General features: G+C 74.6%; 26 protein-coding genes. 5 read left to right on the top strand and 21 right to left on the bottom strand.

The window, feature by feature from the left end; translation table 11 throughout:
• Positions 1-46: 46 nt before the first annotated feature.
• From IF129_RS02155 to IF129_RS02145, 3 genes are read right to left on the bottom strand one after another with little or no spacing between them, the layout of a single operon-like run.
• Complete coding sequence (locus IF129_RS02155; RefSeq protein ID WP_224754205.1) at positions 47-1,819, bottom strand: choline/carnitine O-acyltransferase; 1,773 nt, start codon at positions 1,817-1,819, stop codon at positions 47-49.
• Complete coding sequence (locus tag IF129_RS02150; RefSeq protein WP_191207663.1) at positions 1,816-2,640, bottom strand: class I SAM-dependent methyltransferase; 825 nt, start codon at positions 2,638-2,640, stop codon at positions 1,816-1,818. Before IF129_RS02150 ends, IF129_RS02155 begins: the two co-directional genes overlap by 4 nt.
• Positions 2,641-2,669: 29 nt before the next feature.
• On the bottom strand, positions 2,670-3,548 hold the full coding sequence (locus IF129_RS02145) for a HalD/BesD family halogenase (protein ID WP_191207662.1): 879 nt from the start codon (positions 3,546-3,548) through the stop codon (positions 2,670-2,672).
• Positions 3,549-3,835: 287 nt separating this feature from the next.
• Here IF129_RS02145 and IF129_RS02140 point away from each other — a divergent pair, with 287 nt between their 5' ends.
• The 3 genes from IF129_RS02140 (at position 3,836) to IF129_RS02130 (ending at position 6,185) form a co-directional block, all read left to right on the top strand.
• Complete coding sequence (locus IF129_RS02140; protein WP_224754204.1) at positions 3,836-4,834, top strand: sigma-70 family RNA polymerase sigma factor; 999 nt, start codon at positions 3,836-3,838, stop codon at positions 4,832-4,834.
• A gap of 58 nt (positions 4,835-4,892) precedes the next feature.
• Positions 4,893-5,267, top strand: coding sequence for a hypothetical protein (locus IF129_RS02135; protein ID WP_191207660.1), 375 nt, complete (start codon positions 4,893-4,895; stop codon positions 5,265-5,267).
• Between the two features lie 153 nt (positions 5,268-5,420).
• Positions 5,421-6,185, top strand: a complete 765-nt coding sequence (locus IF129_RS02130) for an alpha/beta fold hydrolase (protein ID WP_191207659.1) — start codon at positions 5,421-5,423, stop codon at positions 6,183-6,185.
• 32 nt (positions 6,186-6,217) lie between these two features.
• Here the strand turns inward: IF129_RS02130 and IF129_RS02125 are convergent, their stop codons facing one another.
• From IF129_RS02125 to IF129_RS02115, 3 genes are read right to left on the bottom strand one after another with little or no spacing between them, the layout of a single operon-like run.
• A complete protein-coding gene (locus IF129_RS02125; protein ID WP_191207658.1) occupies positions 6,218-6,961 on the bottom strand; it encodes a succinate dehydrogenase/fumarate reductase iron-sulfur subunit in 744 nt (247 codons plus the stop codon).
• Entirely contained in the window at positions 6,958-8,931 is a 1,974-nt protein-coding gene (locus IF129_RS02120) for a fumarate reductase/succinate dehydrogenase flavoprotein subunit (protein ID WP_191207657.1), read from the bottom strand. Before IF129_RS02120 ends, IF129_RS02125 begins: the two co-directional genes overlap by 4 nt.
• 1 nt (position 8,932) lies before the next feature.
• Positions 8,933-9,637: a succinate dehydrogenase cytochrome b subunit gene (locus IF129_RS02115; RefSeq protein WP_191207656.1), complete on the bottom strand. Its 705-nt coding sequence runs from the start codon at positions 9,635-9,637 to the stop codon at positions 8,933-8,935.
• Between the two features lie 95 nt (positions 9,638-9,732).
• Between IF129_RS02115 and IF129_RS02110 the strand changes: the two genes are divergently transcribed.
• The gene (locus IF129_RS02110) at positions 9,733-10,674 is read left to right on the top strand and encodes a LysR family transcriptional regulator (protein WP_191207655.1); all 942 of its coding nucleotides are present in this window, start codon (positions 9,733-9,735) and stop codon (positions 10,672-10,674) included.
• Here the strand turns inward: IF129_RS02110 and IF129_RS02105 are convergent.
• Both IF129_RS02105 and IF129_RS02100 read right to left on the bottom strand, forming a co-directional pair.
• Positions 10,607-11,329 (bottom strand): CPBP family intramembrane glutamic endopeptidase, encoded by a 723-nt coding sequence (locus IF129_RS02105; protein WP_191207654.1) that lies wholly within the window; start codon positions 11,327-11,329, stop codon positions 10,607-10,609. The two genes, IF129_RS02110 and IF129_RS02105, sit on opposite strands and share 68 nt — an antisense overlap.
• Before the next feature lie 184 nt (positions 11,330-11,513).
• Entirely contained in the window at positions 11,514-11,957 is a 444-nt protein-coding gene (locus IF129_RS02100; RefSeq protein WP_191207653.1) for an SPW repeat protein, read from the bottom strand.
• Between the two features lie 162 nt (positions 11,958-12,119).
• Here IF129_RS02100 and IF129_RS02095 point away from each other — a divergent pair, with 162 nt between their 5' ends.
• Entirely contained in the window at positions 12,120-12,485 is a 366-nt protein-coding gene (locus IF129_RS02095) for an ArsC/Spx/MgsR family protein (RefSeq protein ID WP_191207652.1), read from the top strand.
• 12 nt (positions 12,486-12,497) lie between these two features.
• Here the strand turns inward: IF129_RS02095 and IF129_RS02090 are convergent, their stop codons facing one another.
• From IF129_RS02090 to IF129_RS02030, 13 genes are all read right to left on the bottom strand, one after another.
• On the bottom strand, positions 12,498-13,613 hold the full coding sequence (locus IF129_RS02090; protein WP_191207651.1) for a YeiH family protein: 1,116 nt from the start codon (positions 13,611-13,613) through the stop codon (positions 12,498-12,500).
• The gene (locus IF129_RS02085) at positions 13,613-14,188 is read right to left on the bottom strand and encodes a cysteine dioxygenase family protein (protein WP_191207650.1); all 576 of its coding nucleotides are present in this window, start codon (positions 14,186-14,188) and stop codon (positions 13,613-13,615) included. The genes IF129_RS02090 and IF129_RS02085 overlap by 1 nt, the downstream gene beginning before the upstream one ends.
• A gap of 86 nt (positions 14,189-14,274) precedes the next feature.
• Positions 14,275-15,180, bottom strand: a complete 906-nt coding sequence (locus tag IF129_RS02080) for a LysR family transcriptional regulator (RefSeq protein ID WP_191207649.1) — start codon at positions 15,178-15,180, stop codon at positions 14,275-14,277.
• An 80-nt stretch (positions 15,181-15,260) separates the two neighbouring features.
• The gene (locus tag IF129_RS02075) at positions 15,261-16,787 is read right to left on the bottom strand and encodes an ABC transporter ATP-binding protein (RefSeq protein ID WP_191207648.1); all 1,527 of its coding nucleotides are present in this window, start codon (positions 16,785-16,787) and stop codon (positions 15,261-15,263) included.
• Complete coding sequence (locus tag IF129_RS02070) at positions 16,784-17,569, bottom strand: ABC transporter permease subunit (RefSeq protein WP_191207647.1); 786 nt, start codon at positions 17,567-17,569, stop codon at positions 16,784-16,786. The genes IF129_RS02075 and IF129_RS02070 overlap by 4 nt, the downstream gene beginning before the upstream one ends.
• A complete protein-coding gene (locus tag IF129_RS02065) occupies positions 17,566-18,519 on the bottom strand; it encodes an ABC transporter permease (RefSeq protein ID WP_191207646.1) in 954 nt (317 codons plus the stop codon). Before IF129_RS02065 ends, IF129_RS02070 begins: the two co-directional genes overlap by 4 nt.
• Positions 18,516-20,120, bottom strand: coding sequence for an ABC transporter substrate-binding protein (locus tag IF129_RS02060; RefSeq protein WP_191207645.1), 1,605 nt, complete (start codon positions 20,118-20,120; stop codon positions 18,516-18,518). The genes IF129_RS02065 and IF129_RS02060 overlap by 4 nt, the downstream gene beginning before the upstream one ends.
• Positions 20,121-20,185: 65 nt before the next feature.
• Positions 20,186-20,989, bottom strand: a complete 804-nt coding sequence (locus tag IF129_RS02055) for a class I SAM-dependent methyltransferase (RefSeq protein ID WP_191207644.1) — start codon at positions 20,987-20,989, stop codon at positions 20,186-20,188.
• Positions 20,990-20,999: 10 nt separating this feature from the next.
• Positions 21,000-22,259 (bottom strand): MFS transporter, encoded by a 1,260-nt coding sequence (locus tag IF129_RS02050; RefSeq protein ID WP_191207643.1) that lies wholly within the window; start codon positions 22,257-22,259, stop codon positions 21,000-21,002.
• Complete coding sequence (locus IF129_RS02045; protein WP_191207642.1) at positions 22,256-23,317, bottom strand: mandelate racemase/muconate lactonizing enzyme family protein; 1,062 nt, start codon at positions 23,315-23,317, stop codon at positions 22,256-22,258. Before IF129_RS02045 ends, IF129_RS02050 begins: the two co-directional genes overlap by 4 nt.
• Positions 23,314-24,411 (bottom strand): PLP-dependent cysteine synthase family protein, encoded by a 1,098-nt coding sequence (locus IF129_RS02040; RefSeq protein WP_191207641.1) that lies wholly within the window; start codon positions 24,409-24,411, stop codon positions 23,314-23,316. Before IF129_RS02040 ends, IF129_RS02045 begins: the two co-directional genes overlap by 4 nt.
• Complete coding sequence (locus tag IF129_RS02035; protein WP_191207640.1) at positions 24,408-25,244, bottom strand: Rossmann-like domain-containing protein; 837 nt, start codon at positions 25,242-25,244, stop codon at positions 24,408-24,410. The genes IF129_RS02040 and IF129_RS02035 overlap by 4 nt, the downstream gene beginning before the upstream one ends.
• A complete protein-coding gene (locus IF129_RS02030) occupies positions 25,241-26,497 on the bottom strand; it encodes an ATP-grasp domain-containing protein (RefSeq protein WP_191207639.1) in 1,257 nt (418 codons plus the stop codon). The genes IF129_RS02035 and IF129_RS02030 overlap by 4 nt, the downstream gene beginning before the upstream one ends.
• Positions 26,498-26,678 lie beyond the last annotated feature (181 nt).

Raw genomic sequence — 26,678 nt, 5'->3', positions numbered from 1 at the left:
CGCAGTGGAGCGGCCGACCGGGGGCGACGGGGGATCGGGGACGGGGTCAGGACGGGGTGAGCAGCGCCCGGAGCTGGGCGACGGCCTCCCGCAGGGCGTCGGCGAAGGTCTCCATCGCGGCGGCGACCGGCCGGGGCGTGCTCAGGTAGACGTGGAAACGGTCGGGGAGCAGCACGTACGCCACGCCGATGCACTGCGGGCTCGTCGAACCGAAGCCGAAGTACTGGATGTGGGTGGAGGGGGCGGAGCTGGTGCTCAGGTGGTCGGCGCGCATCGTCAGCCAGCCGGGGGAGCGGAACAGGGCGGGCTGGGGGCCGCCCCGGCGGCGCTGGATCAGCTCCAGCTCCCACAGGTGCTGCTCGGGGGCCTGGCCGGTCTGGCACTGCCGGGCCCGGGTCACGTGGGCCGCGGCGGCCGCGTGGAAGGCGGCGCGACGGGTCTCCGCGTCGGCCCCCGGGTCCTCCATCGCGCTCACGAACGCCTGCATCTGAGGGGTGACGACGCGCATCGCCTCGGTGCGCCCGTACCGGTACTGGCGGGTCGCGATCGACTCGTACGTCGCGCCCAGGTGCCCCTTCGCGCGCTGGTGCGCGAGCTGGTAGGCGCACTGGACGAAGGCGTCGGGGGAGACGCCGAGGGCCTTGGCGGCGGCGCTGCCGAAGTCGTCGAACGCGACGGTGGCGGTGGCCGTGGCGGCGCCGTGCTCGGCGAAGGAGGCAGCGGCCTCGGTGACGCGGGCGCGCAGCGCCGCGTCCAGGGTGAAGTCGAGCGGACGCACGGCGGGCAGGCCCTGTGAGCGGGCCCCCGACGCGCGGGCCCGCTCCTCGGCGGGGCTCTCCAGCAGGGCGTCGACGAAGCCGAGGACGGTCGTGCCGTCCAGCTCGCAGTGCTCGACGTTGATGCCCGCGCGGCCGTCGGCGAACACCACCAGGGACACGGCCTTGTCGAACCAGCGGTTGCCCCGGTCGCCGTGCAGCAGCTCGTCGCAGGCGGCTTTGGTCCCGTCGGGGGCGACGTCCTCCAGGCAGAGGCAGAACAGGGCGGTCTCGATGTCCTCCAGTGCCTCGGCGTTGCCCGGGTCGAGGGCCTGGAGGGAGGTCCGCGCGCTCGCCCACTCGGCGCGCGCCAGCGTGGTGAGATGGCCGACGGGGAAGGGCTCGGGGGCGGTGGCCGTCCGCATCACGTGCCGCAGGCCCGCTTCGAGGTCCGCCAGGTCGTGCGGGACGCCGTCGGGGCCGAGGACGTCCATGCGCACCAGATGGCCCCGGTGCAGCACGACGATGTGGCGGGCGTCGGACGGTCCCGGCCACGCCTCGCTCCACGGGGCGCGGACGGTGTCCTGCTCGGCGCCGGGGATGCGGGTGGTGGAGAACAGGTAGGCGCTCTGGACCATGGACTGCGGCACGCCGCGCTGCGTCGCGGGCGGCACGAGGTCCTCGTCGAGCCGCCGCTTGTGGTCCAGGGCGGCGGCGACAAGACCGGCGGCGCGCGGCACCTGGGCCGCTTCGGCGTCCTCGAACAGGAAGAAGAAGTTGGCGTTCAGCGCGATCCGGTCCCGGCGGCCGAGGTAGCGGTAGGGCCAGAACGTGTCGAGCCAGCTGTGCACGCCCTCGCTCGCGTCGTACGCGCTCAGGGCGGCGTGCAGCTCGGGGCCGGGGCCGCCCGGCCCCCGGAAGGCCGCCACCTCCGCCTCGGTGGCGGCCTGTCCCTCGTCGGTCAGCAGCGGCGCGCACCAGGTGAGGAACCGCTCGCAGCTCTCCTCCAGGGTGGGCAGGGGCACGCGGGGCAGTTCGGCCTCGCGGGCGAAGATGCTCTTCAAGGACGCTCTCGTTTCGGTTCGTCGGGACGGGAGAGGAAAAGCTGTGCGGCGAACCAGCCGTCCGCTTCGAGGTCGCCGGGCGCCACGCCGGCGGCCGCCATGCCGGCCAGCACGCGCTCCTGCTCCTGCGCGGAGGCGAAGCGCCGCTGCGGGAAGAGGCCCTCGACGCGGGTGGTGCGGTAGCCGAGCGCGGCCAGGGCCCGCGCGATGGGGTCGAAGGGGAACATCCGCAGCACGAAGTGGGCCATCCACGGGCGGCGCCCGCCCTGCGCGCGGACGACGCGCGTCAGGGTGCGCTCGGTGACGTAGCCGAGGCAGCCGGTGGAGACGACCAGGTCGGTGCCCGCGAGGAGCTCCCGCTGCGCGGCCGTGGGCTCCTCCCGCTCCAGGTCGGCGTGGACGGCGTCGTCGAGGTGACCGGCCCGCACCGCGTAGGACAGGGCCTCGGCGGAGGTGTCCAGCCCGACGACCCGGACCGGGGCCGGGTGCCGGGAGCGCGCCCGCGCGCGGTCCTCGGCCAGCAGGTCGGCGCGGGTGCGCCGGTCCTCGCCACCGGGGGCGTAGTGCTCGTACAGCGCCTCCATCGTCGTGTCCTGCTTCAGCAGCGCGGCGTTGATGCCGTACGAGCAGCCGACGTCCAGCACCTGCGGCACCGCGACGCCGTGGGTGTCGCGGTACTCCCGGACCAGCTTCGCGAAGTAGGGCTTGGCGTGCTGCGGGACGGTGTAGCCGAGCGGGCGGAGTGCGGTGAAGTAGGGGCGCGGGTCGGGCTGGGTGTAGATGTGGTCGAGCGAGACTTTGCCGGTCGCGTCGAAACGCACAGGGACGGCCTCCGAGGGTGCGGTGGGTGTCAGTCGAGCAGCCGGTCGCCCCGGACGGCGCGGCCCTCGGCCGCCAGGTGTGCGGGCAGGACGCGACCGAAGAGCTGCCGGGTGCGGGCGACGCTGCCGATCACCCCGGGTCGCTCGCTGTAGGCGAAGATGGCCGAGTGCCGGGCGGTGTCGCCGCCCACGGGACTGACCCGGTGGAGCGCGTAGCGCCCCTGGAAGAGCTGGAGGTCCCCCGGGTGCAGCGGGAGTCGGCGGACGAGCCGCTCGCCCCGGCCGTCGAGGACGGCGCGCACGTCCTCGAAGCACTCGTCCTCGGCGGACCGGATGCCCGGGCAGTACTCGAAGACGCCGCCCGCCCGCGGCTCCTGGGTCAGCATGCTGACGGTGAACTCGTTGGTGTCGAAGTGCCAGGGGTGCTCCATGCCGGGCGCGACGACGTTGAGGACGAGTCCGGACAGCGGGTCGGCCAGCTCGTGCAGGGCGGGCAGCCCGAAGCAGGCGGCCACGAACCCCTGGAAGGCGGGGTGGGAGTACAGGCGGCTGATGAGGGCGTCGCCGGGCACGCGGTCCCGGGCGACGAAGGCGTTGCCCCGCAGGAACGTGCGGCGGCCGGGGTGCCCCTCGGGCAGTTCGGCGCCGACGTCGACGTTGTAGACGTTGACGGTCTCGACGTCGACGTAGGCCCGAGGGGCCATGGCGGCGCCCTCACGCCGCAGCACTGCGCGCAGGTCGGGGCGGACGAAGTCCGGCAGGACGGTGCAGCCGTCGCGGGCCAGGTCCCGCCGCGCGCGGGCCAGGACCTCCCGGCCCGCGGCGCTCGCGAGGTCCGACAGCGGGTACCGCGCGGTGTCGACGATGCCCTCAAGGGTGTCGGAGGTCGTGCCTTCCAGAGTGCTCATGCGGTCCTCTCCGGGCGTGGGCAGGGCGTCGCGAGCCGTTGGTCCGGCAACTGTACTGAGGGGTAGCGGAGTTGAAGTTCCCACAGGCGGGCCTGCTTGTCTGTGACACGTCACACTGTGCCGACGACTTGCCTCCGCACGGTGAACCCCCCTCGCGGACGCGGGCGCCCGGAGCGGCCGCACGTACCGCCGCCGCCCTTCAGCGCGGGCCGTTGTCACTGCCTTCTGCGAGGATGGCGGGCATCGCGACACCGACCGGGGATTCCGGGCGAGGAGAGGGCGGGACGATGGCGGAGAACCCGACGAAGACCCGGGTCAGCGAGGACTTCCCCCGTCTGGCCGACCCCTTCCGGCGGGAGCTGCTGGCCCACTGCTACCGCATGCTGGGCTCCGTGCACGACGCCGAGGACCTCGTGCAGGAGACCTACCTGCGGGCCTGGCGCGCGTACGACCGCTTCGAGGGCCGCTCCTCGATGCGCACCTGGCTGCACCGGATCGCCACCAATACCTGCCTGGACGCCCTGGAGAGCCGCAGCAGGCGCCCGCTGCCCACCGGCCTCGGCGCGCCCAGTTCCGACCCCTCGGACGAACTGGTCGAGCAGGGCGAGGTGCCGTGGCTGGAACCCGTGCCCGACGCCCTGGTCGGTGCCGACGGCGCCGACCCGGCGGCCGTCGTCACCTCCCGCGAGAGCGTCCGGCTGGCGTTCGTGGCCGCCCTGCAGCACCTGCCCGCCCGGCAGCGGGCCGTCCTGCTGCTGCGGGACGTCCTCAAGTGGCGCGCCGCCGAGGTCGCCGAGCTGCTGGAGACCTCGACGGCGTCGGTGAACAGCGCCCTGCAGCGTGCCCGCGCCCAGCTCAAGCAGATCGCGCCCGCCGAGGACACGGTGACCGAGCCCGGCCACGGGGAGCGCCGCGAACTGCTGGAGCGCTACGTCGCCGCCTTCGAGGTGAAGGACGTCGCGGAGATCGTGCGGCTCCTCAGCCAGGAGGTCGTCTGGGAGATGCCGCCGTTCACCGGCTGGTACCAGGGGCCGGCCGCCGTCGGCGAGCTCATCGGAACCCGCTGCCCGGGCGGCCCCGGCGAGATGCGGCTGATCCCGGCGGGGGCCAACGGCCAGCCCGCCTTCGGCCTCTACATGCGGGCGGAGGACGGCACCTTCCAGCCCTTCCACCTCCAGGTCCTCACGCTCGCGCAGGGCGGCGTCTCGCACGTCGCCGCCTTCTTCGACACGCGGCTGTTCGCCACCTTCGGCCTGCCGGAGTCCCTCCCGGCCGACCGGGGGTGACCCGGCGCGCGGCCCGCGCGACCCACGACCCGCGACACACGACACAGGGAAGGCGACGGTGGACACGAAACTCCTGCGGCTGATCGGGGCCGCCACGACCGCGTACGGCCTGCTGCTCACCGCCCGCCCCCAGCTGCTGGCCCGGTCGGCCGGCCTGGTGGACGAGGCGGGGCGGACGGCGCCGGACACGGCGGTCTCGCTGCGCCCCCTGGTGTGGCGGGACGCCGCGAGCGGCCTGGCCATGCTCACCGCCCGCGACGAGCGGACGCTGCGGACGGCCACGGCCCTGCGCGTCGCCGCGGACTTCGGCGACGCCGCGCTCCTCGGCGCCACCCTCCCGCGCGGGATCAAGCGCTCGGCCGCCGTGGCCGTGTCGGTGGGCTGGGGCTCCCTCACGCTGGCGGCGCTGCTGCGCACCCCCCGCGAGCGCTGAGCCCGCCGCCGACGCGGGCCGCCGCCCGTCCGTCCGGGCCGTCACGATCCGGACCCGTCCGCGGGGCGCCGGGCACCGAATCACCGGTGTGGTCGTTGGTGGATACGCTGCACCGCGCAGCGCGCCCGCCCCGGACAGTTAGGCAGCCCACCGGTGGATCATCCTCGCTACGCGACCTTCGTACGCCCGGCGCGCCCCGGCGCCCTCGTGCTGCTCCTGCACGGAGGGCGGTCGGACGCGCTGGAGCCGCCCCCGCGCTGGAACCTGCCGGGTCTGCGCATGCGGCCCTTCGCCCGGGCCGTCGCCCGCTCCTGCGCGGCCGAACGGCCCGTCGTCGCGCGCGTGCGCTACCGCCACCGGGGCTGGAACGGCGAGCGGGCGGACGCCGCGCGGGACGCCGCGGTGGCGCTGGAGGCCCTCGTGGAGGAGCTCGGGGACGTGCCCGTGGTGCTGGTGGGGCACTCCATGGGCGGCCGGGCGGCGCTGCGGGTCGGCGGCCACCCGCAGGTGCGCGGCGTCGTGGGGCTCGCGCCGTGGTGTCCGGCCGGTGAGCCCGTCGCCCACCTCGCGGGACGCGGCCTGGTGCTGCTGCACGACGAGAGCGACCGCATGACCGACCCCCGGGGCACCTGGAGCCTGGCCTCCCGGGCCCGCGCGGCCGGGGCCCGCGCCTGCGGCGTCGTCCTGGCGGGCAGCGACCACGCGATGCTCCGCCGCGCGGGGGACTGGCACGCCCTGACCGCCGCCGTCACCCGGGGGCTGCTCGACCCCGCCGCCATGCCGCCGAAGGTCGCGGCGGCGCTCGACCCGCCCGCCGGGTCCCCGGCCACGCTGCTCACGCCCCGGGACGTCCTCTCCGGCGCCCCGGCCCCCGCGCCCGCGGGGGGCGTCGGAGGAGGGCGCGGCCGGGAGGCCTGAGGGGCCCCGGAAGCGTCCCGGTGACCGGGCGCTCAGCGGGCCCGGCGGGCCGCCGCGAGGAAGCCGCGGTTCATCGCGGCGATCGAGGGCAGCGGGATGCCCTTGGGGCAGGCCGTCGCGCACGCGCCGGTGTTCGTGCAGCCGCCGAAGCCCTCGTCGTCCATCGTCTCCACCATGGCCAGCACGCGCCGGTCCCCCTCCACCCGCCCCTGCGGGAGCGCGCCGAGGTGCTCGGCCTTGGCCGCGGTGAACAGCATGGCCGAGCCGTTCGGACAGGCGGCCACGCAGGCCCCGCAGCCGATGCACGCGGCGTTCTCGAAGGCCCGCTCGGCGTCCTCCTTGGGCACCGGCATGGCGTGCGCCTCGGGGGCGCTGCCGGTGGGGGCGGTGACGTAGCCGCCGGAGGCGACGATGCGGTCGAGCGCCGAGCGGTCGACCATGAGGTCCTTGACGACGGGGAAGGCCGCCGCCCGCCACGGCTCGACGTCGATGGTGTCGCCGTCGGCGAAGTGCCGCATGTGGAGCTGGCAGGCCGTCGTGCGTTCCGGCCCGTGGGCCTGCCCGTTCACGACCACGCCGCAGGCACCGCAGATGCCCTCCCGGCAGTCGTGGTCGAACGCCACGGGCTCCTCCCCGCGCAGGGTCAGCTCCTCGTTGAGGGTGTCGAGCACTTCGAGGAAGGACATGTCGGGGGAGACGTCGGTGACCTCGTAGCGGGCCATCCGGCCGGGGGCGTCCGGACCGGCCTGTCGCCAGACGCGCAGGGTGAGCCTCATGCGTAGCTCCGTCGGGTGGGGTGGACGTGGTCGAAGGCCAGCTGCTCGCGGTGGAGCACGGGCGGCCGGCCGGGGCCGGCGAACTCCCAGGCGGCGACGTAGGAGAACTCCTCGTCCCGGCGGGCCGCCTCGCCGTCCTCGGTGCGGCTCTCGGTGCGGAAGTGGCCGCCGCAGGACTCGGCGCGGTGCAGGGCGTCCAGGCACATCAGCTCGGCCAGCTCCAGGTGGTCGGCGATGCGTCCGGCCCGCTCCAGCGACTGGTTGACCTCGGTGCCGCTGCCCGGTACCCGCACCCGGTGCCAGAACTCCTCGCGCAGCGCCGGGATGCGGTCCAGGGCCTGCCGCAGCCCGTCCGCGTCCCGGGCCATCCCGCACCGGTCCCACAGCAGGGCGCCGAGCTCGCGGTGGAAGGAGTCGGCGGTGCGGTCGCCGTTGTTGGAGAGCAGCGCGTACTGCCGGTCGGTGACGTCGAACATGGCCTCCCGGACCGCCGGGTGGTCCTCGTCCACCCGCCACGCCGCGCCGCGCGGCAGTCGCGCCAGGTAGTCGCCGAGCACGGGCGGCAGGACGAAGTAGCCGTCGGCCAGCCCCTGCATGAGCGCGGAGGCCCCGAGCCGGTTCGCGCCGTGGTCGGAGAAGTTGGCCTCGCCGACGGCGAAGAGGCCGGGCACGGTGGTCTGGAGGTCGTAGTCCACCCACAGACCGCCCATCGTGTAGTGGATGGCCGGGTAGATGCGCATCGGCACGTCGTACGGGTTCTCGCCGGTGATGCGCTCGTACATCTCGAAGAGGTTCCCGTACCGTTCCTCGATCGCCGCGCGGCCGAGCCGGGCGAGGGCGTCGGCGAAGTCCAGGTACACGCCCTGGCCGCCGGGGCCCACGCCCCGGCCGTCGTCGCACACGTTCTTCGCCGCACGGGAGGCGATGTCGCGCGGGACGAGGTTGCCGAAGGCCGGGTAGAGGCGCTCCAGGTAGTAGTCGCGCTCGGACTCGGGGATCTCGTGCGGCGGGCGGGTGTCGCCCGGCGTCACCGGCACCCAGATGCGGCCGTCGTTGCGCAGGGACTCGCTCATCAGGGTCAGCTTCGCCTGGTGTTCGCCCGAGCGCGGGATGCAGGTGGGGTGGATCTGGGTGAAGCAGGGGTTCGCGAAGAGCGCGCCGCGCCGGTGGGCGCGCCAGACGGCGGTGGCGTTGGAGTTCTTGGCGTTGGTGGAGAGGTAGAAGACGTTGCCGTAGCCGCCGGTGGCGAGGACGACGGCGTCGGCGAGGTAGGTGTCGACGCGTCCGTTCACGAGGTCGCGGGCGATGATGCCGCGCGCCCTGCCGTCGATGACGACGAGGTCCAGCATCTCCGTGCGCGGGTGCATGGTCACGGTGCCGGCCGCGATCTGCCGGGACAGCGCCTGGTAGGCGCCGAGCAGGAGCTGCTGGCCGGTCTGCCCCCGGGCGTAGAAGGTGCGCGAGACCTGCGCGCCGCCGAAGGAGCGGGTGTCGAGGAGCCCGCCGTACTCGCGGGCGAACGGCACGCCCTGGGCGACGCACTGGTCGATGATCTCCGCCGAGACCTGCGCCAGCCGGTAGACGTTGGACTCGCGGGCGCGGAAGTCGCCGCCCTTGACGGTGTCGTGGAAGAGCCGCCGCACGGAGTCGCCGTCGTTGCGGTAGTTCTTGGCGGCGTTGATGCCGCCCTGCGCGGCGATCGAGTGGGCGCGGCGGGGGGAGTCCTGGAAGCAGAACTGCTCGACGCGGTAGCCCTGCTCGGCCAGGGTCGCGCCGGCCGCGCTGCCCGCGAGGCCGGTGCCGACGACGATGACGGTGTGCCGCCGCCGGGCGGCCGGGCTCACCAGCCGTGCCTCGAAACGCCGCCGGTCCCAGCGTTCGGCGAGTGGCCCGTCGGGCACGGCGGTGTCGCGCAGCGGCGTGCCGACACGGTAGGCGGCCCGGTCGGGGGGTGCGGGCGTGGACGTCATCTCAGTTCACCACTCCGGTCATGACGGCGAGGGGGACGGCGAGGAAGCCGGCGGTCAGGGTGAGGGCGAGCGTCTCGGAGGCGACGCGCACGGCGTGCTGGGAGCGGCGGCCGACGGCGCCGAGCGTGCGTCCGGCGCTGAGCAGGCCGTGCCGCACGTGCAGCCCGACGGCGAGCATGGCCACGCAGTAGATGGTGTTGCCGTACCAGGTGCTGAAGGTGGCGACGACGTTCCCGTACGGGTTGCCGGCCTCGCCGCGCGGGTTCACGGTGCCCGTCGTGAGGTCGAGGATGTGCCAGACGACGAACAGCGCGAGGATCACGCCGCCCCAGCGCATCGTGCGGGTGGCGTAGTCGCGGCGGGCGTCCCGGTGCACGTAGGCGACCGGGCGGGCGGCCCGGTCGAGCCGGGTGAGCTGGTACGCCGCCAGCCCGTGCAGCACGACGGACGCGAGCAGGCCCGCGCGGGCGAACCACAGGAACCACTCGTAGCGCAGGAAGGGTTCGCCGAGGGTGCGCAGCCAGTGCGCGTACCCGTTGAAGTCCTCGGGGCCGAAGAAGATCTTGAGGTTGCCCAGCATGTGCACGACCAGATACAGCAGCATCGCCACGCCGGTCACGGCCATGACGGCCTTCTTGCCCACGGTCGTGCGCCAGATCAGCGTCACGGTGGAGGGACGGGTGTCGGTCCTCGTCGCCGGTGCCATGCCGATGACGCTAGAAGCGCCGACCGTGATCCGTCCAAGACATGAAACGGCTCATGACGATAGGCACCTCCTATGAGCGCATCTAGCATGGGCCCATGCAGCTCCAGCAGCTCCGCTACTTCGCCGCCGTGGCCGACACCCGGCACTTCACCCGCGCCGCCCAGCGCGAGCACGTCGCCCAGCCGTCGCTGTCCCAGCAGATCCGCTCACTGGAGCGCGAGCTGGGCACGGAGCTGTTCCACCGGGCGCGCGGGCACGTGAGCCTCACCGACGCGGGGGAGGCGCTGCTGCCCCTGGCCCGCCGCATCCTCGCCGACACCGAGACCGCACGCCGGGAGGTGCAGGAGGTCGCCCTGCTGCGCCGCGGCCGGGTCCGGCTCGGCGCCCCGCCCAGCCTGTGCGCCAGCGTCGTGCCCGACGTGCTGCGCGTCTTCCACGACCGCTACCCGGGCGTGGAACTCCTCGTGCACGAGGGCGGCTCGCGCGATCTGGTCGCCGTCCTGGCCGCCGGGGAGCTGGACCTGGCGCTCGTCATCACCCCCCTGCCCGGCCAGGCGCCCGCGCTCGTCACGGCCGAGCTGCTGCGGGAGGAGTTGGTCGTCGTGTCGGCCCCGACCGGTCCCGCGCCCACGGCCGGGAAGCGGCTCCACGTCGCCGCGTTGCGGGACCGGCCGCTGGTGATGTTCCGGCACGGCTACGACCTGCGCGAGCTGACGCTCTCCGCGTGCCGCGCGGCCGGTTTCGAGCCCCGGTTCAGCGTGGAGGGCGGCGAGATGGACGCCGTGCTCGGCTTCGTCCGGGCCGGCCTCGGGCTCGCCGTCGTGCCGCGCATGGTGGCCGACCGCTCGGGGCTGCGGACGACGCCGCTGGCCCCGCCCGGACTGCACCGCACGATCTCGGTGGCCCACCGCTCGGACGTCTCCCCGCCCCGGGCGGCCCGGGAGCTGCGCCGCATCCTCACCGACCACCTCACCGGGGACGGGACGGAGCCCCCGCGCGTCGCACCGCGTACGCCGCGAGGTACCCGAACGCGTTGAGCGCGGTGTGCGTCAGGGCGGGGGCCAGCAGGCTGCCGCTGCGCCGCCGCAGCAGCCCGAACAGCGCGCCCCCGGCGGCGGTGACCACGACGTTGCCCGCCGCCGTGGCGGCCCGGCCTGGACGCGCGCCACCCCCGGAGGCGCGGGCCAGGGCCGGGTTCGCCTCGACCAGCGCGCCGGACGGCACGACGTGCCACAGCCCGAACAGGGCGGCTGCGACGGCGTCCGCGCCCGCCGCGCCGCACCGCTCGCGCAGCAGGGCGGGCAGCACGGCCCGGAAGCCGGTTTCCTCCAGCAGGACGGTGCCGAGCGGAACGTCGACGAGGGCTTGGCGCAGCGCGCCGGGGAGGGTCCGGGCGGCCCTGCGGTCCGCGAAGAGCGCGCGCGTCGCCGGCAGCGCCGCACCGGCGGCGTACCCGACGCCCACGAGGGCGGCGGGCGCGCCCCCGAGCCGCGCGCCCGCCCGCAGCCGTGACGGTGCGAGACCGAGGTCGTCGCGGCCGAGCCCCGCCGCGCGGGCGACGCCGAGCAACGCGGCCGTCGCCGTGAGGGCGACCCCGGGCCGGGCGCGCCGGGGCGCCCGGACGCCCAGCCATTGGGCCGCGCCGAGGACGCCGAGCGCCGCCCCCACCGCCGCAGTGGTCCGCAGAGCCATGCGGGCCAGCCTACGGGGGCGCACTCCCCGCCCGGGCCGGTCCGGACAGGCGGCGGCGCCGCTCCGCATCGGGCTGGAGAGGGGGAGCGGCGCCGCCGCGGTGGGAAACCTCCCGTCTGCCACAGGGGGATGGGTGGACGTTCACGCGTGGACCGGGCCGCCGCCCCGTGCGGGACGGCTCCGGTCAGCCGTTCGCCCGCTTGACGCGCATCGCCGTCGCGGCGCAGGCCAGACCCAGGAGGAAGGCGACACCGCCGACGATGACCTGGTTCAGGACGACGCCCGCGTCCGGGCTGGTTCCCACCACCCACGGTGAGATGATGAGCCATGCGCCCACCGCGCAGATCGCCCAGCTCAGGCCGTACATCCGGTCCGGCGCCATGGTGAAGCCGAGCGCCATCAGCCCGAGGGCGATACCGATGATGAGGTTGTGGGTCGTCAGCGACGCCTGGTTGCCGGAGAAGTGCACGACCCAGGGGGACACGGCGCAGTACAGACCGAGCAGGAAGACCGGCCCGTCCACCAGCGCCACGTCCCTGCCGCCGAGCACGCGATCGTAGCGTTCCCGCATTTCGGTGGCGTCGGGGTGACCGGCCAGGTCACCCCGCCGGTGTGAGACTGAGGCCATTTCGACTCGCCCCCTTCAGAGCTTGGATACGCAAGCCTTGGCCGCGCTTTCATTGTGCGCCTGACAAGACGAGAACGACACTTTTCCGGCGAAATCGTGACTTACCAGCAGGTAACACCGGGGCGTACGAACCCCGCTGCCCCCGCCGTAGAGTGGGCCCGCATGGAGATCTGGATCAACCCCGCCTGCTCGAAGTGCCGTAGCGCCCTCACCCGGCTCGACGCGGCCGGTGCCGGGTACACGGTCCGCAGGTACCTGGAGGACCCGCCGAGCGAGGCCGAGCTGGAGGCCGTCCTGGCCCGCCTCGGCCTGGAACCGTGGGACGTCACCCGCGTCCAGGAGCCGGTCGCGCGGGAGCTGGGGCTGCGGGACTGGCCGCGCGACGCGGCGACCCGGCCGAAGTGGACGGCGGCGCTCGCCGCCCACCCGCGCCTGATCCAGCGGCCGATCATCACGGCCGACGACGGCACGGCGCTCGTGGCCCGCACCGACGACGCCGTGCGGGAGGCCCTGCGCCGCCGGGCGTGAGCCCCGGCCGCGTCACGCCGTGAGCAGCACGCCCCCGTAGGACAGCCCCGCGACGACGACCCAGGCGGCCGCCCCCAAGGCGGCCATGCGACGTCCCGTCCCGGTCAGCGCGGGCAGGAAGACGCCGCTGCCGAGGCCGAACAGCGCGGCGGCGAGCAGGACCTCGCGGACCGTGGCGGCGCCCTCCAGGAGACCCCCCGGCAGGACGCCGGTGGTGCGCAGGGCGGCGGCGGCGAGGAAACCGGCGACGAACAGCGGCACCGGCGGCGGGCGCCGCACCCCCGCCGCACCGCCGGTGCGGCGGCGCGCCACCAGGCCGGCCAGCACGGCGACCAGCGGGGCGAGCAGGACCACGCGCAGGAGTTTCACCAGCACGGCCTCGCCCAGGGCCGCCGACCCGGCGGTCTGCGCCGTGGCCACGACCTGCCCCACGTCGTGGACGCCGGCCCCCACCCAGCGACCGAACTCCGCGTCGCTCAGGCCCAGCGGCTGGTGCAGCAGCGGCAGGACGGCGATGGCCAGCGTGCCGCACAGCGTCACCAGCGCGACGGAGGCCGCGACATCGCGCTCGTCGCTGCGCCGCACCTCGCTCACGGCCCCGATCGCGGACGCGCCGCAGATCGCGTAGCCGGTCGCGACGAGCAGCGGCTGATCGCCGGTCAGCCCGAGCCTGCGCCCCAGCCACAGGGTGCCGAAGAAGGTCGCGACGACCACGCCGACCACCATCGTGGCCGTCCCCCAGCCCAGGTCCAGCACCTGGCCGAGGCTCAGTTCGAGGCCCAGGAGGACGATGCCGAGCCGCATGAGGCGCCGCCCGGCCAGCGAGAGCCCGGGCCGTCCCCGGCCGCGCGCGAAGCGGCCCGCGCGCGGCAGGTGGGCGACGGCCACGCCCAGGACCATCGCGGCGGTGAGCACGGGCACGGTCGGCACCAGCAGGTGCACGCCGAACGCGGCGCAGACGCCCGCCGCGACGAGGGCGAGCCCCGGCAGCGGCCCGGCGGCGCGCTCCGGTCCGCGCCCCGCGCCCCGCACACCTCGTCCCGCGCCGTGCCCCGCGCCGCGCCGAACGGCCCACCGGACGCCGCGCGGCGCGTCGGCGCGGGCGGCGCGGGCGGCCGGTGCCGCCATCAGCGGTCGGCGGGGACGTCGTAGACGCGCCGGACGCTGGTGCCCAGCCGGGAGATGTCGGCGCCGTAGACGTGCAGGGATATCGCGGTGTCCGCGCACCCGTTCCACACGCGGTGGATGTCGCCGGGAGGGGCGAAGCCGCACACGGCGCCGCGCGGGTTCACCACCTCCTCGGTGGCGACGAGGCGGGCCCGGCCGCCGTTGGTCGTCGCGGGCACGAGCCGGTAGCGGCGTTCCCGCTCCTCGCCCTCGTGGACACCGGTCACGCACCACGAGACGTGGTCGTGCACCGACGTGCGCTGCCCGGGGAGCCACACCAGCGCCACGACGGAGAACCCGCCGCCCGGTTCGGCGTGCAGGAGGTGCTGGCGGTAGTGCTCGGGGTCGCCCTCCCGCTGCTGCGGGGTGAGCAGGTCCGCTGTGCCCAGGTGGGGGCCCAGCCTCTCGCCCACGAGGTAGGCGGTGATGTCGGGCGGCAGGCCCCGGCCGACGACGTCGCGGATCTCGTCGACCAGACCGGTGAGGCGGTCGGTGGTGCGGGTTCCGAAGGCGGTGGAGTCGGTTGAGGGGGTCATGGCGAAAGCGTCCCGCCGCCCTGCCATCACGTCCAACGAGGGTTCTTTCGCCTTCCCCCAACATGTGCTTATGGAACGGGTGGGGGTCAGCAGCCGACCCGGTTCGCCGCCACGGATCTCAGCTCGTCAAGCACGAGCGCCGTGGCCGGCACCTCCAGGTGCTCCCGCAGCACATAAGCGGATATCTGGCGTCGCGACGCCGGGTCCAGTGCCCGCCCGACGACCTTGCGGTGCACCAGGAACGACAGGACGAGCCCCGGCATCATCGCGATGCCCAGCCCCTCGGCGACCAGGCTCTGCACCACCAGGTTGTCGTCCGTGGTGAAGACGATGTCGGGGGCGAAGCCCAACTCGGCGCACTCGTGGAGGAAGTTGGTCCGGCAGCGCAGGCAGCCCGCGATCCAGCGCTCGTCCGCCAGCTCGGCGAGCTTCACCGCCCGGCGGCGGGCCATGGCGTGCCCGGCGGGCAGCAGGACCGTCAGCTGGTCCTCCAGCAGCGGGATCTCCACCAGCTCCGGCGGCACCTCCTCGTGCAGCCCGGGATAGGTGAAGGCCAGCGCGATGTCGCACGCGCCCCGCACCACGCGGTGCAGGGAGTCCGGCGGTTCGCTCTCCTGGAGCTCGACGCGGACGCCGGCGCGGCCCGCCGCCAGCCGCGCCAGCGCCTCCGGGACGAGCGTCGCCCCCGCGCTGGGGAACGCGCACACCCGCACCCGCCCGGTCCGCAGCCCCCGCAGCGCCCGCATCTGCTGGTGGGCGACGGCCATCGTGTCCAGGATGACGCCCGCGTGCCGCGCCAGCGTCTCCCCGGCCTCGGTCAGCCGCATGCGCCGCCCCACCCGGACGAACAGCGGCGCGCCCACGGCCCGTTCGAGCGCCTTGATCTGCTGGGTGATCGCGGGCTGGGTATAGCCGAGCGCCCGGGCCGCGGCCGTGTAGGACCCGGTCCGCACGACCTCGTGGAACGTCTTGATGTGCCGCGATTCGAACATGCCCGAACGATAATCGGGCCCCGTCCCCCACCCCAGAGGGCGTTCCCGACCGCTGGCGCGGAGTCGTTCCGACCCCGTCCTCAGACCCGTGCCCGAGCCGTCAGCAGCGCCGAGGTCTCCGTGAGCGAGACCGTGAACGGGTGCCGGGGCCTGGACAGTACCTCGCGGGTCGGCCCCTGCTCCACGAGCTCGCCGCCGTCCAGGACGACGACGTGCGTCGCCAGGGCCGCCACGTCCAGGTCGTGGGTGATGAGGATCAGACCCATGTCCGGACGCGTGCGCCGCAGCGCGGCGAGCACGTCCAGGAGGGAACGCCGGGTCACCGTGTCGAGACCGGAGGTGATCTCGTCGCAGACGAGGACCTGCGGCCGGGCCAGCACCGCTCGCGCCAGGGCCGCCCGCTGGAGCTCGCCGCCGGAGAGCTCGTCCGGTCCGCGCCGGACCGGTTCCCCGGTCAGGCCGAGACCGGCGAGGGCGTCCAGCGCCTCGGCCCGCGCCCGGTCCGGGGCCACGCCGCGCAGTCGCACCGCCGTGCGGGCCACCTGGTCCACCACCGGTCGGTGCTCGTCGAACGCGGCCCGCGCGTCCTGGAAGACGTACTGGACGGAGGCCAGTTGGCCGCGGCTGCGGGCGCGGAGGCTGCGCGGCAGGGGCACTCCGTCCAGCAGGACGTCACCGTCGTGGTCACGGTGGAGCCCGGCCAGGCAGCGGGCGAGGGTCGTCTTGCCGCTGCCGGAACGGCCGACGACGGCCAGGCACCCGCCCGCGCCGAGGCTGAGGACGTCGGCACGGAGCACGACGGTGCCGCCGTGCCGGGCGGTGAGGTCGCGGACCTGGAGTACGGGGCCGGCCCCTTCGGCCGGCGCCGGGCCGGCGCTCGCCGGGGGCGTGGCGAGGAGCTCGCGGGTCCACGGGTGCCGTGGCGCGTGCCACAGGCGGTCCGCCGGGCCCGACTCCACGACGTTGCCGTCCCGCATGACGAGGACCTCGTCGGCGAGGGCCTGTACGACGTCGAGGTCGTGGCTGAGCAGCAGCACCGCGATGCCCTGCCGGGCGACCTCCGCCAGCTGGTCGACGACACGGCGCTTGGTCAGCGCGTCCTGTCCGGTGGTCGGTTCGTCCGCGACGACGACCCGGGCGCCGACCAGCAGCGCCTGGGCCAGCACGAGCCGCTGCTGCTGCCCGCCGGAGAGCTGGTGCGGGTAGCGCCGCAGCAGAGTCTCGCCGTCGGGGAGCTGGGCGAGGGAGAGCGCGTGCAGCACCCGTTCCCGGGCGGCGGCCCGGCGCTCGGCCCGGGGCATCGCCCGGGTCTGGACCCGGGCGATGTCGTGCAGGAGGGCGCCGGCGCGGCGGGCGGGGTTGAGGACGGCACCCGGGTGCTGGGGCACGTATCCGACGAGCCCGTCCACCGTGCGCACCTCACCGGACACCCGCGCGCCGGCCGGGTACGCGCCGAGCAGCGCGAGCCCCGTGGTGGTCTTGCCGCTGCCGGACGCACCGACGAGTGCGGTGATCCGCCCGGCCACCAGTCGCACGTCCACTCCGTCGACGATCGCCCGACCGCCCGTCTCGACGCGCAGCTTCCTGATCTCGGCGACGACGGTCACACCCGCCTCCTCTTCTCCAGCAGGGCGTCGAAGAGCAGGTTGCCCCCCATGGTCAATGCGACGATCAGCAGTGCGGGCACCACGACGGCCCAGGGCTGCACGAACAGTCCCGTGCGGTTGCGGTCCACCATCACGGCCCAGTCGGAGGCGTCGGGGGCGACGCCGACGCCCAGGAACGCCGCCGTCGCCACGAGGTACAGCACCCCGGTCAGCCGGACGCCCGCGTCGGCGGCGAGCGTCCGGGCGACCGACCTGCCGACGTAGCCGACGGCCATCCGCCACCAGGTCTCGCCCTGCATGCGGAGCGCCTCGACCGCCGGGCGCGACGCCGCCTCCGCGGCCGCCGCCCGGACGATCCGCGCGGCGTCCGGGATGTTGACCAGGGCCACCAGCAGCGCGAGGCCGGTGGCGTCCGGGGTGAGGACCGAGGCCACGAGCAGGATCATCAGCAGCGAGGGAACGGCCAGCAGGACGTCCAGCGGCCGCATCAGCAGCTCCTCCAGCCAGGTCCGGTGGGTCAGCGCGCCGATCAGGCCGAGTGGCAGCGCCACCACGTAGGCGAGCAGCGTCGCGGCGAGGGCGACGAGCACCACCGACCGGCCGCCGAGCAGGATCTCGCGGCCCACGTCGCGGCCGGTGAAGTCGGTGCCGAGCCAGTGCCCGTTCCCGAGCGTGAACGACGCGGCCCGCGGGCCCGGCTCCCCCGCGAAGAGCGGCCCCAGCAGGGCCAGCGCGAGCGGCACGCCCATGACCAGGACGCCGAGTGCGGCGCGGGACCTCATGCGGCCACCCCCGCCCGAGGGGTGAGGCGGTGGGTGACCAGGTCGGCCCCCAGGTTGAGGACGACGGTGGAGAGTCCGAAGACCACCGCGAGGCCCTGCACCACGGGCACGTCACGCTCGGCCACGGCGTTGATCAGTACGGTGCCGAGCCCGGGGATCACGAACAGCGCCTCCACGACGATGACGCCGCCCAGCAGCCAGTCGATCGTGCGGGCCAGTTGCTGGGCGGCGGGCGCCACCGCGTTGGGCAGCGCGTGGGCGTACCGCAGGCGCACGCCCGACAGGCCGTACCGCCGGGCGTGCGCGACGTACGGGGAGTCGAGCGCGTCGATCATGCCGGCGCGCACCAGGCGGGCCAGGGAGCACACCGGCCGCGACAGCAGCACGACGACGGGCAGCACGAGCGCCGCCGGATGGCCCAGGAGGTCCGTGCCGTAGCCCACGGCGGTCGGCGGCAGCCAGCCGAGGCGCAGCGCGAACACGGTGATCAGCAGCACGCCGAAGGCGAACTCCGGCACCGCGTAGACGCCCAGCGTCGTCGAGCTGACCAGCCGGTCGACGAACCGGCCCTCGTGGCGGGCGGCCAGCACCCCGAGGCCCACCCCGGTCGGCACCAGCAGTGCCACCGTCAGGCCGGCGAGGAGCAGCGTCGGTCCGAAACCGTCCGCGAGATACGTGGAGACGGGCCGGTCGGAGACGAGTGAGGTGCCGAAGTCGCCGTGCAGCAGCCCGGCCGCCCAGTCCAGGAGACGTTCGTGCGCGGGACGGTCCAGCTCCATGGCCTCGCGGATGGCGGCGATCCGGTCCGGGTCGGGCTGGTCACCGGCGAGCACCACGGCCGCGTCCCCCGGCAGCGCCTCGGTCAGGGCGAAGACGAGCAGGACGACGGCCGCCGTCTGGCCGAGGCCGAGCAGCAGCCGCCGTACCACCCAGGAGCGGACTCCGCTCACGCGAGCCAGACCTTGTCGAAGCGGGCCCAGTCGAGGGAGTTGGCGGGGGCCTTGGACGCCACGCCCCGGACGGTGCGCGCCGTGCCGATGATCCAGTCGCCGAAGCCCCAGATGAGGAAGCCGCCCTCGGCGTGCAGACGCCGCTGCATGCGCGCGTAGACGGCCGCGCGCTCCTCCTTGTCCTGGGTGGACTGGGCCTGCCGGTAGAGGGCGTCGAAGTCCTCGTGCTGCCATTTGGTGGCGTTGGTCGTGGAGTCGGTGAGCAGACGCTGGGAGATGTGTGCCTCGATGGGCATGGCTCCGGAGCGGTAGGAGGCGAACGTCCCGGAGTCGAGGATGTCCTTCCAGTAGCTGTCCTTGCTGCCCGTCTTGACGGTGATGGTGACACCGGCCTCGGCGGCCTGGTCGCGGAAGATGGTGGCGGCCTCGGTGAACCCCGAGGCGACGGGCGAGGTGTCGAGGGTGACCTTGAGGTTCTCGGCTCCGGCCTCCTTCAGCAGCGCCCGGGCCCGGTCGAGATCCTGCTCGCGCTGGGGCAGGTCGGCCGCGTAGTACTCGTAGCCCTTCCCGAAGAGGTCGTTGCCGACCTCGCCCGCGCCGGAGAGGGCGCCGTCGACCAGTTCCCGGCGGTCGGCGATGAGGAAGAACGCCTCGCGAACCCGCTGGTCGTCGAAGGGCGGCCGGTCGGTCTTCATGACGAACGCCTGCATGGCGCTGTTGCGCAGCCGGACGATCTCGATCCGGCCCTTCCCCTCGTGCGCCCGGGCGGTCGTGGGGTTGAGCTCGTGCGCGTACTCGACCTGGCCGCCCAGCAGGGCGTTGATCCGGGCGGACTCCTCGTTGGCGACGACGATCTCCAACTCGTCGAGGTGCGGTGCCCCCTCCCAGTACGCGTCGTTGCGCGCGAACACGGCGGAGCGGCCGGGTGCGAAGGAGATGAAGCGGAACGGTCCGCTGCCGACGGGCTTCGTGTCGAAGTCCTGCGGGCCCTCGGGAACGATGTAGGCGCCGAAGGCGGCGAGCACGTTGGGGAACTCGGCGGTCGGACGCTTGAGGACGAACTCGACGGTGCGCGCGTCGAGGGCGCGGCTGGCCTCCAGGTCGATGGGTTCCAGCGACGCCTTGGCGCGGAACGCCTGCTCCGGGTCCGCGATGCGGCGGTAGCTGTAGAGGACGTCCTCGGCGGTGACCGGCCGGCCGTCGTGGAACTCCGCCTCGCGGAGCGTGACCGTCCAGCGCTTCAGCCCGGCGTCGGACTCCCACGACGCCGCCAGCCTCGGCTGCGCCGACAGGTCCGGACCGTAGTCGGCGAGCTTGTCGAAGAGCGCCTTGGCCCGCGCCACGTCGGAGAACAGGCTGCTCAGGTGCGGGTCCAGGGTCTCGCCGGCGCCTCCGCCCGCGAAGGCCGCGCGGAGCCGTCCGCCGCGCCGCGGCTTGCCGTCCTCCTCGGCGGCGGCCTCCGAGGACGCGGAGCCGCCGGTGCAGCCGGCGAGCGTCAGGGCGCCGACACCGGCCACCCCTCCGGCGGCGGCGAGGAAGCCGCGGCGGCGCAGCTCCGGGAAGCGGGACGCGACGGGGGCGGAGGCGCGAGTCTTGTGCATGGCGGTGTCCTTGCGGTGCGAGCGGATACAGGGCCGTGGGGGGCGGCGGCGGACGGTGGGCGGGCTCAGAGGCCGTGCTGGAGGCGGGCGACGAGGTGCAGCCGGTCGGCGTCGGCCGTTGACCGGGGGAGGTCCCCCTCGCGCCACGGCGGGTCGGTGCGCGGCCCCGGACCGTCGTGCAGGGCGAGGACCTCGAAGCCGTGGACGGCCAGGAAATGACGCAGCTCCTGCGGGAGGAGCAGGCGCCACGCGGACCGCTGCTCGGTGGGCGGAGAGCCGTCGTCCGCCGTCCATACCCGGGTGCGGCGCAGCAGTTGGGCGCCGCGGTCCACGGACAACGTGGTGGTGGAGCGGTAGCCGACGCCCCGCCAGGTGAAGCGGTGGACCGAGGGGGCGTCGAGGAGCTCGGTACGGCCGAGGAAGAAGGCGCCGTTGCGCATCTCGGCGACCAGCAGACCGCCGGGCCGCAACGCACGGCGGCACGAGCCGAGGAAGCCGTCGAGCTCGTCGTTGGTGTGGCAGTACAGCAGGGCGCTGTCCAGGCACACCACGGCGTCGAAGGTGTCCTGCCCGAGGTCGAACAGGCGCAGGTCGGCGGTGACGTATCCGGGTCCGGGGTGGTGGACGCGGGCGTGGTCGAGCATCGCTTCGGACAGGTCGGCACCGGTGACCGTGCGCCCCGCCCGGTGCAGGTACGCGGCGTCCCGCCCGGTGCCGCACCCGGTGTCCAGGACGCGCGGCCCGGCTCCGTACCGCCGCAGGCAGTCCTCGGCCCAGCGGCCGGCGAGACGTTCGGGGTCGGGGAAGCGGGCCTCGTAGAGCGCCGGGTTGTCGGTCAGCAGGTTGCCGCCGGTCGCGTCGGTGGTCATACGTGTCTCCTCATGCGGTCGCGGCCGCCGGGGCGGGGCGGCCGGGAAGGGCCCGGAGGCGGTGCAGCCAGGCGACGCCGACGGCGGAGGTGAGACCGAAGGCGACGCAGCACGCCCACGGCAGCCAGGGCGCGCTCGCCCGCTCGCCCGCGTCCATGGCCCACCCGACGACGGTGTTGCCCACCGCGGCGGCGATGCCCGAGACCACGTAGAACAGCCCGAAGTAGGTGCCGGTCAGTTCGGGCCTGCCGAAGGCGGGGATCATCTCCATGACGAACGGCTGGGCGACCATGACGCCCGCGTACAGGAGCAGCGCCCCGGCCAGCACGGGCAGCGAGCGCAGGACGGCTTCGCCGACGCCGCCCGGCGCGGTGCCCCCGCCCGTCACGAGCATCGGCGGCAGGAAGGAGAGCGCCATCAGCGCCAGGCCCGCGCTGATCCACCGCGCCCGGCTGCCCCGTTCCTTCAGCCTCCGCGTGATCCGCAGCTGCAGCCACAGGTTGGCGAGCGTGCCGGTCAGGAAGACCAGGCCCGCCGCCCCGTCCCAACCGGTCGCCCTGCGGGCCCCGTCGGGGAGGAGGAGGTACAGCTGGTTCTCCATGGTGAACAGGCCGACCATGGCGAGGGCGAACGCCACGAAGGCCCGGTTGCCGACGACCTCACGCCAGTCGGCCAGGACGCTGTTCCCGCTCGGTACGGCCGCGCGGCGCGGCAGCACCAGGGCCTGGGCGACGGTGAGTACCGCGAAGATGGCCGCGGCGGTGACCGCGGAGGTGCGGAAGTCGACCAGCAGCAGGACGCTGCCGAGCAGCGGGCCGATCAGGGCACCGGTGGTGGCGAACACGTTGAAGAGGGCGAACGCCTCGGCCTTGCGTTCGCCGGCCTCCAGGGCGAGGTAGGCCCGGACGGCCGGGTTGAACAGCGCCCCGGCCAGACCGCTGAGCACCGAGGCGGCGAGCAGGACCGCCAGCCCGTCGCCGAGCGCGAACAACCCGAAGCCGACGGTGCGCAGCGCGCAGCCCGCGATGATCACGCCGCGCGCGCCGAGCCGGTCGGAGGCGGAGCCGCCGATGAGGAACAGGCCCTGCTGGCTCAGGTTGCGGACGCCCAGGACGATGCCGACGACGGCGGCGGACATGCCCAGGTTCTCGGTGAGGTGGACGGCGAGATACGGGATCAGCAGGTAGAAGCCGATGTTCACGCCGAGTTGGTTGACCAGGAGGAGTCGGATGGCGAGCGGGAAGTCGCGCACCTGCTGCCACGTCTTCACGCCCGCCCCGCCCCCTCGTCGGCGCGACGGCGGACCCCGAGACCGGGGCCACCGCTCACCGCGACGGTGCCGTCCGCGCCGCCGATGCCGCTCCACGGGTCGTGGGCCAGGAGCAGATGCCCGTCCAGGTCGGCCCAGCGGGCCCGGTCGGCGAGGTGCACGGCGGGCGCGATGCCGAGGGTGCTCGCGGTCAGGCAGCCGAGCATCAGGTCCGTACCGCTGCCCTGGAGGAGATCGGCGATGCGGAGCGCGGCGAAGACGCCACCGCACTTGGCGAGTTTGACGTTGACGCCCCGCACCCGCCCGGCCAGCCGCCGGGCGTCCTCCAGCCCGACGGCGTCCTCGTCCGCGATCACGGGCAGCGGGGAACGCTCGGCGAGCTTCGCCAGCGCCTCGGGGTCGCCGGGGGCCAGGGGCTGCTCGACGGCCTCGACGCCCAGCTCCGCGAAGCGCGGGATGAAGTCCGCCGCCGTCTCGGCCGTCCATGCGCCATTGGGGTCGAGGAGCAACCGCGCGTGGGGCGCGACGGTGCGCACGGCCCGTACGCGTTCGAGGTCGTCGTACGGGTCGGGGGCGCCCGCTTTGATCTTGAGGACGCTGAACCCGTCGCGTGCGAGGCGGTCGGCCAGGGCCGCGGCCCTGCCCGGCGAGATGATGCCGATGGTGCGCGCGGTCGCGGCGGACGGGGGCTCCGAGGCGCCGAGCAGCCGGTGGGCCGGGACGTCCGCGCGCTTGCCGCAGAGGTCGAGCAGCGCGGCCTCGACCCCGGCCGCCACGGCGGGCGGCAGGTCGGCGGGGGGCCACTCGCCGTCGCGCAGCGCGGCGAGGCAGGTCTCCGGGTCGGGGAAGCGGACCAGCTCCCGGGCCGCTCCGCGCAGCCACCGGGCGATGGCGGCGGCGTCGAGGCCGTAGTAGACGCTGGTGACGATTTCGCCGTGGCCCTGCCGCCCCTCGTGCTCGACGGAGACCCAGACGGCGTCGCGGGCCGCCATCGTGGAGCGGGATATGCGCAGGGGCTCGGTGAGCCGGAGGCGCACGGTGTGCTGGGTGAGCTTCACGTGCGTTCTCCCGAGGGCGGCGGGGCGGCGGCGGGGGCCAGCGGATCGGTGACCGTCCGGCACCTGACCCAGCCGGTCGCCTCCACGGCGCGCGGATGCGGGATCTCGACGGGGCGGGCCGCCGCCGTGCTCAGGTCGAGGCCGTGGGCGTCGGTGAAGTCGTCGTCGTAGACGCTTCCGAGGTAGCGGTGCGGGCCGTCCGGGAAGACGGTCGCGACGACGGCACCGGAGTGGACCCGCGCGGCCCAGGCGGCCACGAGAGCCACGGCACCGGTACTCCAGCCGCCGCTGACGAACGTGGTCCTGGCCAGCCGTCGGCAGGTGTCGGCGGCCTCGGCCGGCCCGACCCAGTGGACCTCGTCGAACGCCTCGTAGGCGACGTTCCGGGGATGGATGCTGCTGCCCAGGCCCCGCATCAGCCGAGGCCGGGCAGGCTGCCCGAAGATCGTCGAGCCGGTGGCGTCCACGCCGATCAACCGCAGGCCGGGCCAGTACCGGCGCAGCGGGGCGACGACGCCCGCGCTGTGGCCGCCGGTCCCCACGCTGCACACCAGCACGTCGAGGTGATCGAGCTGGGCGGCGAGTTCCGCCGCGAGGGAGGCGTATCCGGCGTTGTTGTCCGGGTTGTTGTACTGGTCGGGCCAGTAGGCGTCCGGGAGCCGTGCCAGGAGTTCGCGCAGCCGCGCCAGTCGGGCGGCCTGCCAGCCACCGGGGTCGGCCGGCCGGTCGACCAGCTCCAGTCGCACCCCGTACGCGCGCAGCAACTGCCGCATCGGGGCTTCCAGTTCGGCGTCGCCGACGAGAACGACCGGGTGCCCGAGCGCCTGGCCCGCGAAGGCGAGACCGATGCCGAGGGTGCCGGAGGTGGACTCCACCACGGGTGCGCCGGGCGCCAACTCGCCGCGCTCCCGGGCGCCGAGCAGCATGGCGACGGCCGCCCGCGCCTTCATTCCGCCGACGCCGAGCCCTTCGAGCTTGGCCCAGAAGCCGGGCTGGGGGCAGGGCAGGTCGGCGGTGACGCGGGCGAGCGGCGTCCGGCCGAGCAGGGCGAGCAGCTCCCGGTTCCCGGCGGGGCTGAGTACGGCCGCGGTCATGAGAGCGCTCCGCCGTAGCGGTGCACGGTTCCCGGGCCGCCGTGGAGCCAGAAGAAGGGGTACGGTTCCGCGCACACCGCGCTGACCCCCGCCCCGATGAGGCGCGGCAGCACCGCGCTCCCCGTCTGGGCGAACATCACCAGTGGTTTCCCGTGGCGCAGCGCGTGCTCACGCAGTGGCTCGAAGCTGCCGTTCCCGAGGGTCATGCCGGAGGCGAGGAGGGCGTCGCAGCGGTCCAGTTCCGCCGGGGCGTCCCGGCGCACGGGTTCGCCCCATTCGGTGGTGCCGCCCTTGAGGTCGCAGGGGATGTACCTCAGCCCTCGGGCCCGCAGGGCCTCCAGCAGGGAGTTCACCACCCCGACGACGAGAACGGTGCCTCCCCGCCGCACGTCGAGGAGTTCGACGACGGCCCGCGCGCGGGCCCGGGACTTCTCCAGAGAGGTCCCGGCGGGCAGCGGGTAGTCCCGGGCCCCCTGGGCGGGCTGGTGCGGGAGGGCGTGGGACAGGTAGGCGTCGAGTGCCGCCACGCGCACGGCCGTCAGGTCGTGGTCCAGGAGCCGGGCGACGTCGGCGCCGACGCAGTCCTCGACGGCGTCGGCGGGCAGCTCGCCCGGTTCCACCGCGCAGGACCCGGTCGCCTCGGCCAGCCGAAGGCTCAGGACCTCGTTGCGGTAGCCGCCGCCGCGTCCGTCGTGCCGGACGGACTGGCGTGTGGTGAAGGCGACGGATATGCGCTGAGTCCGCGGGTCGGGCCCCAGGTCACCGCCGCGTACCCGCTGGAGGAGCTCGGCGTAGGAGGAGACGGTGGCCGGCGGGGCGGTGATCCCGGTCATCGGCTCACGACCTTCGGCGACAGTACGGAGAGCAGCGCTTCGGCACGGTCGCGGGCGCCCGTCCCGGCCGCGTCGCCCGCCATGACGTGTCCGAGGTACTCGTTGTTGCTGCCCGCGACCTTCACCGTGCGGCCGGGCTCGGGCGCCTGGAACTCCAGGAGGCCGGGGGCGGCGCGCACCTCGTCCGCGCCGTCGAGGGCTTCCAGCACTCCGGCGGTGTCCGGGACGAGGAAGGCGATGGCGGCGCTGCGCAGACCGGTGTCGCGCCGGCGCAGGTCCGGTTCGCGTCCGAGGGCCACGTCGACGCACGCGGCGGCGAGGTCGACCCCGGTCACGTGACGGACGAGCTCGGTGATGCGGTTCCCGGCCGGACGGGGGTTGACCTCCACGATCCGGGGGCCGTCGGCCGTGAGCTTGATCTCGGTGTGGGACACGCCGTGGTCCAACCCCAGCGCCCGCAGCGCCGCCCGCGCGGTCGCGCAGGCCGCCTCGGCGTCCCCCGGCGTGAGCGCGGCGGGGAACATGTGGCCGGTCTCGATGAAGGCGGGCGCTCCGCCGACGCTCTTGTCCGTCACGCCGACGATGTGCGCCGTCCCACCGGAGGAGACCGTCTCCACGCTGACCTCCGGCCCTTCGAGCAGCTCCTCGAGCAGGACCACCGGGTCGCGCCGCTGACCCCGCGCGTTGAGGGGGAAGTCCGCGAGGGCACGGAAGGCGCGTGCGAGCCCCTCCTCGTCGTCGACACGCCGGACGTACATCCCGGCGCACAGGTCCACCGGCTTGAACACCAGCGGATAGCCGATCCGACGCGCCGCCGCGGCGGTGTCGGCCCAGTCCCGGCAGACGGCGAATCGTGGGCCCGGTACGCCCGCGTCGGCCAGCAGACGGCGCGTCCGGTCCTTGCGGCACGCCGCCTCGATCGCTTCCGGATCGGCTCCGGGCAGCCCGAGCCGGGCGGCGACGCGGGCCGCCGTCGGCAGGTAGTAGTCGCAGGACGTGATGACTCCGTCGAAGCCCAGCGCCCGGTGGGCCCGCTCGACGAACGGCAGCAGGCTCTCGGCGTCGTTGGTGTCGGCCGTCAGCACGTGGCGGGCGCCGAGCAGCGGGTGGGCGGTGCCCTCCGGCGCGGTGCGCAGGTAGTGGTGCAGGTCCCGGGTGAGGAAGGTGAACTCGTGGCCGGCCTCGCGGATCGCGCGTGGCAGCAGCCTGCTCATCGATCCGACCCAGCTTTCGACCACTAGCAGGTGAGCCACGGCTTCCCTTTCTCACAAGGCGGGTGAGGAACTCAAGACGTGCCGCCGCGCACCCCGGGGCGCATGGCGGGTTGATCGAGGCGCACACTATCCATAACGGTTATCGTTGTCACCTGATCGGCCGTCATCTTCTCGCCGCGCGAGACGGCGGCCCCTGCTCCCCTCGACCGAAAGAACAGGC

Origin of the sequence: Streptomyces chumphonensis, from assembly GCF_014779715.1 — a bacterium.
Lineage (GTDB): Bacteria > Actinomycetota > Actinomycetes > Streptomycetales > Streptomycetaceae > Streptomyces > Streptomyces chumphonensis.
The sequence above is the reverse complement of the archived record's forward strand: the minus strand, read 5'-3'. Positions and strand labels throughout refer to the sequence as shown.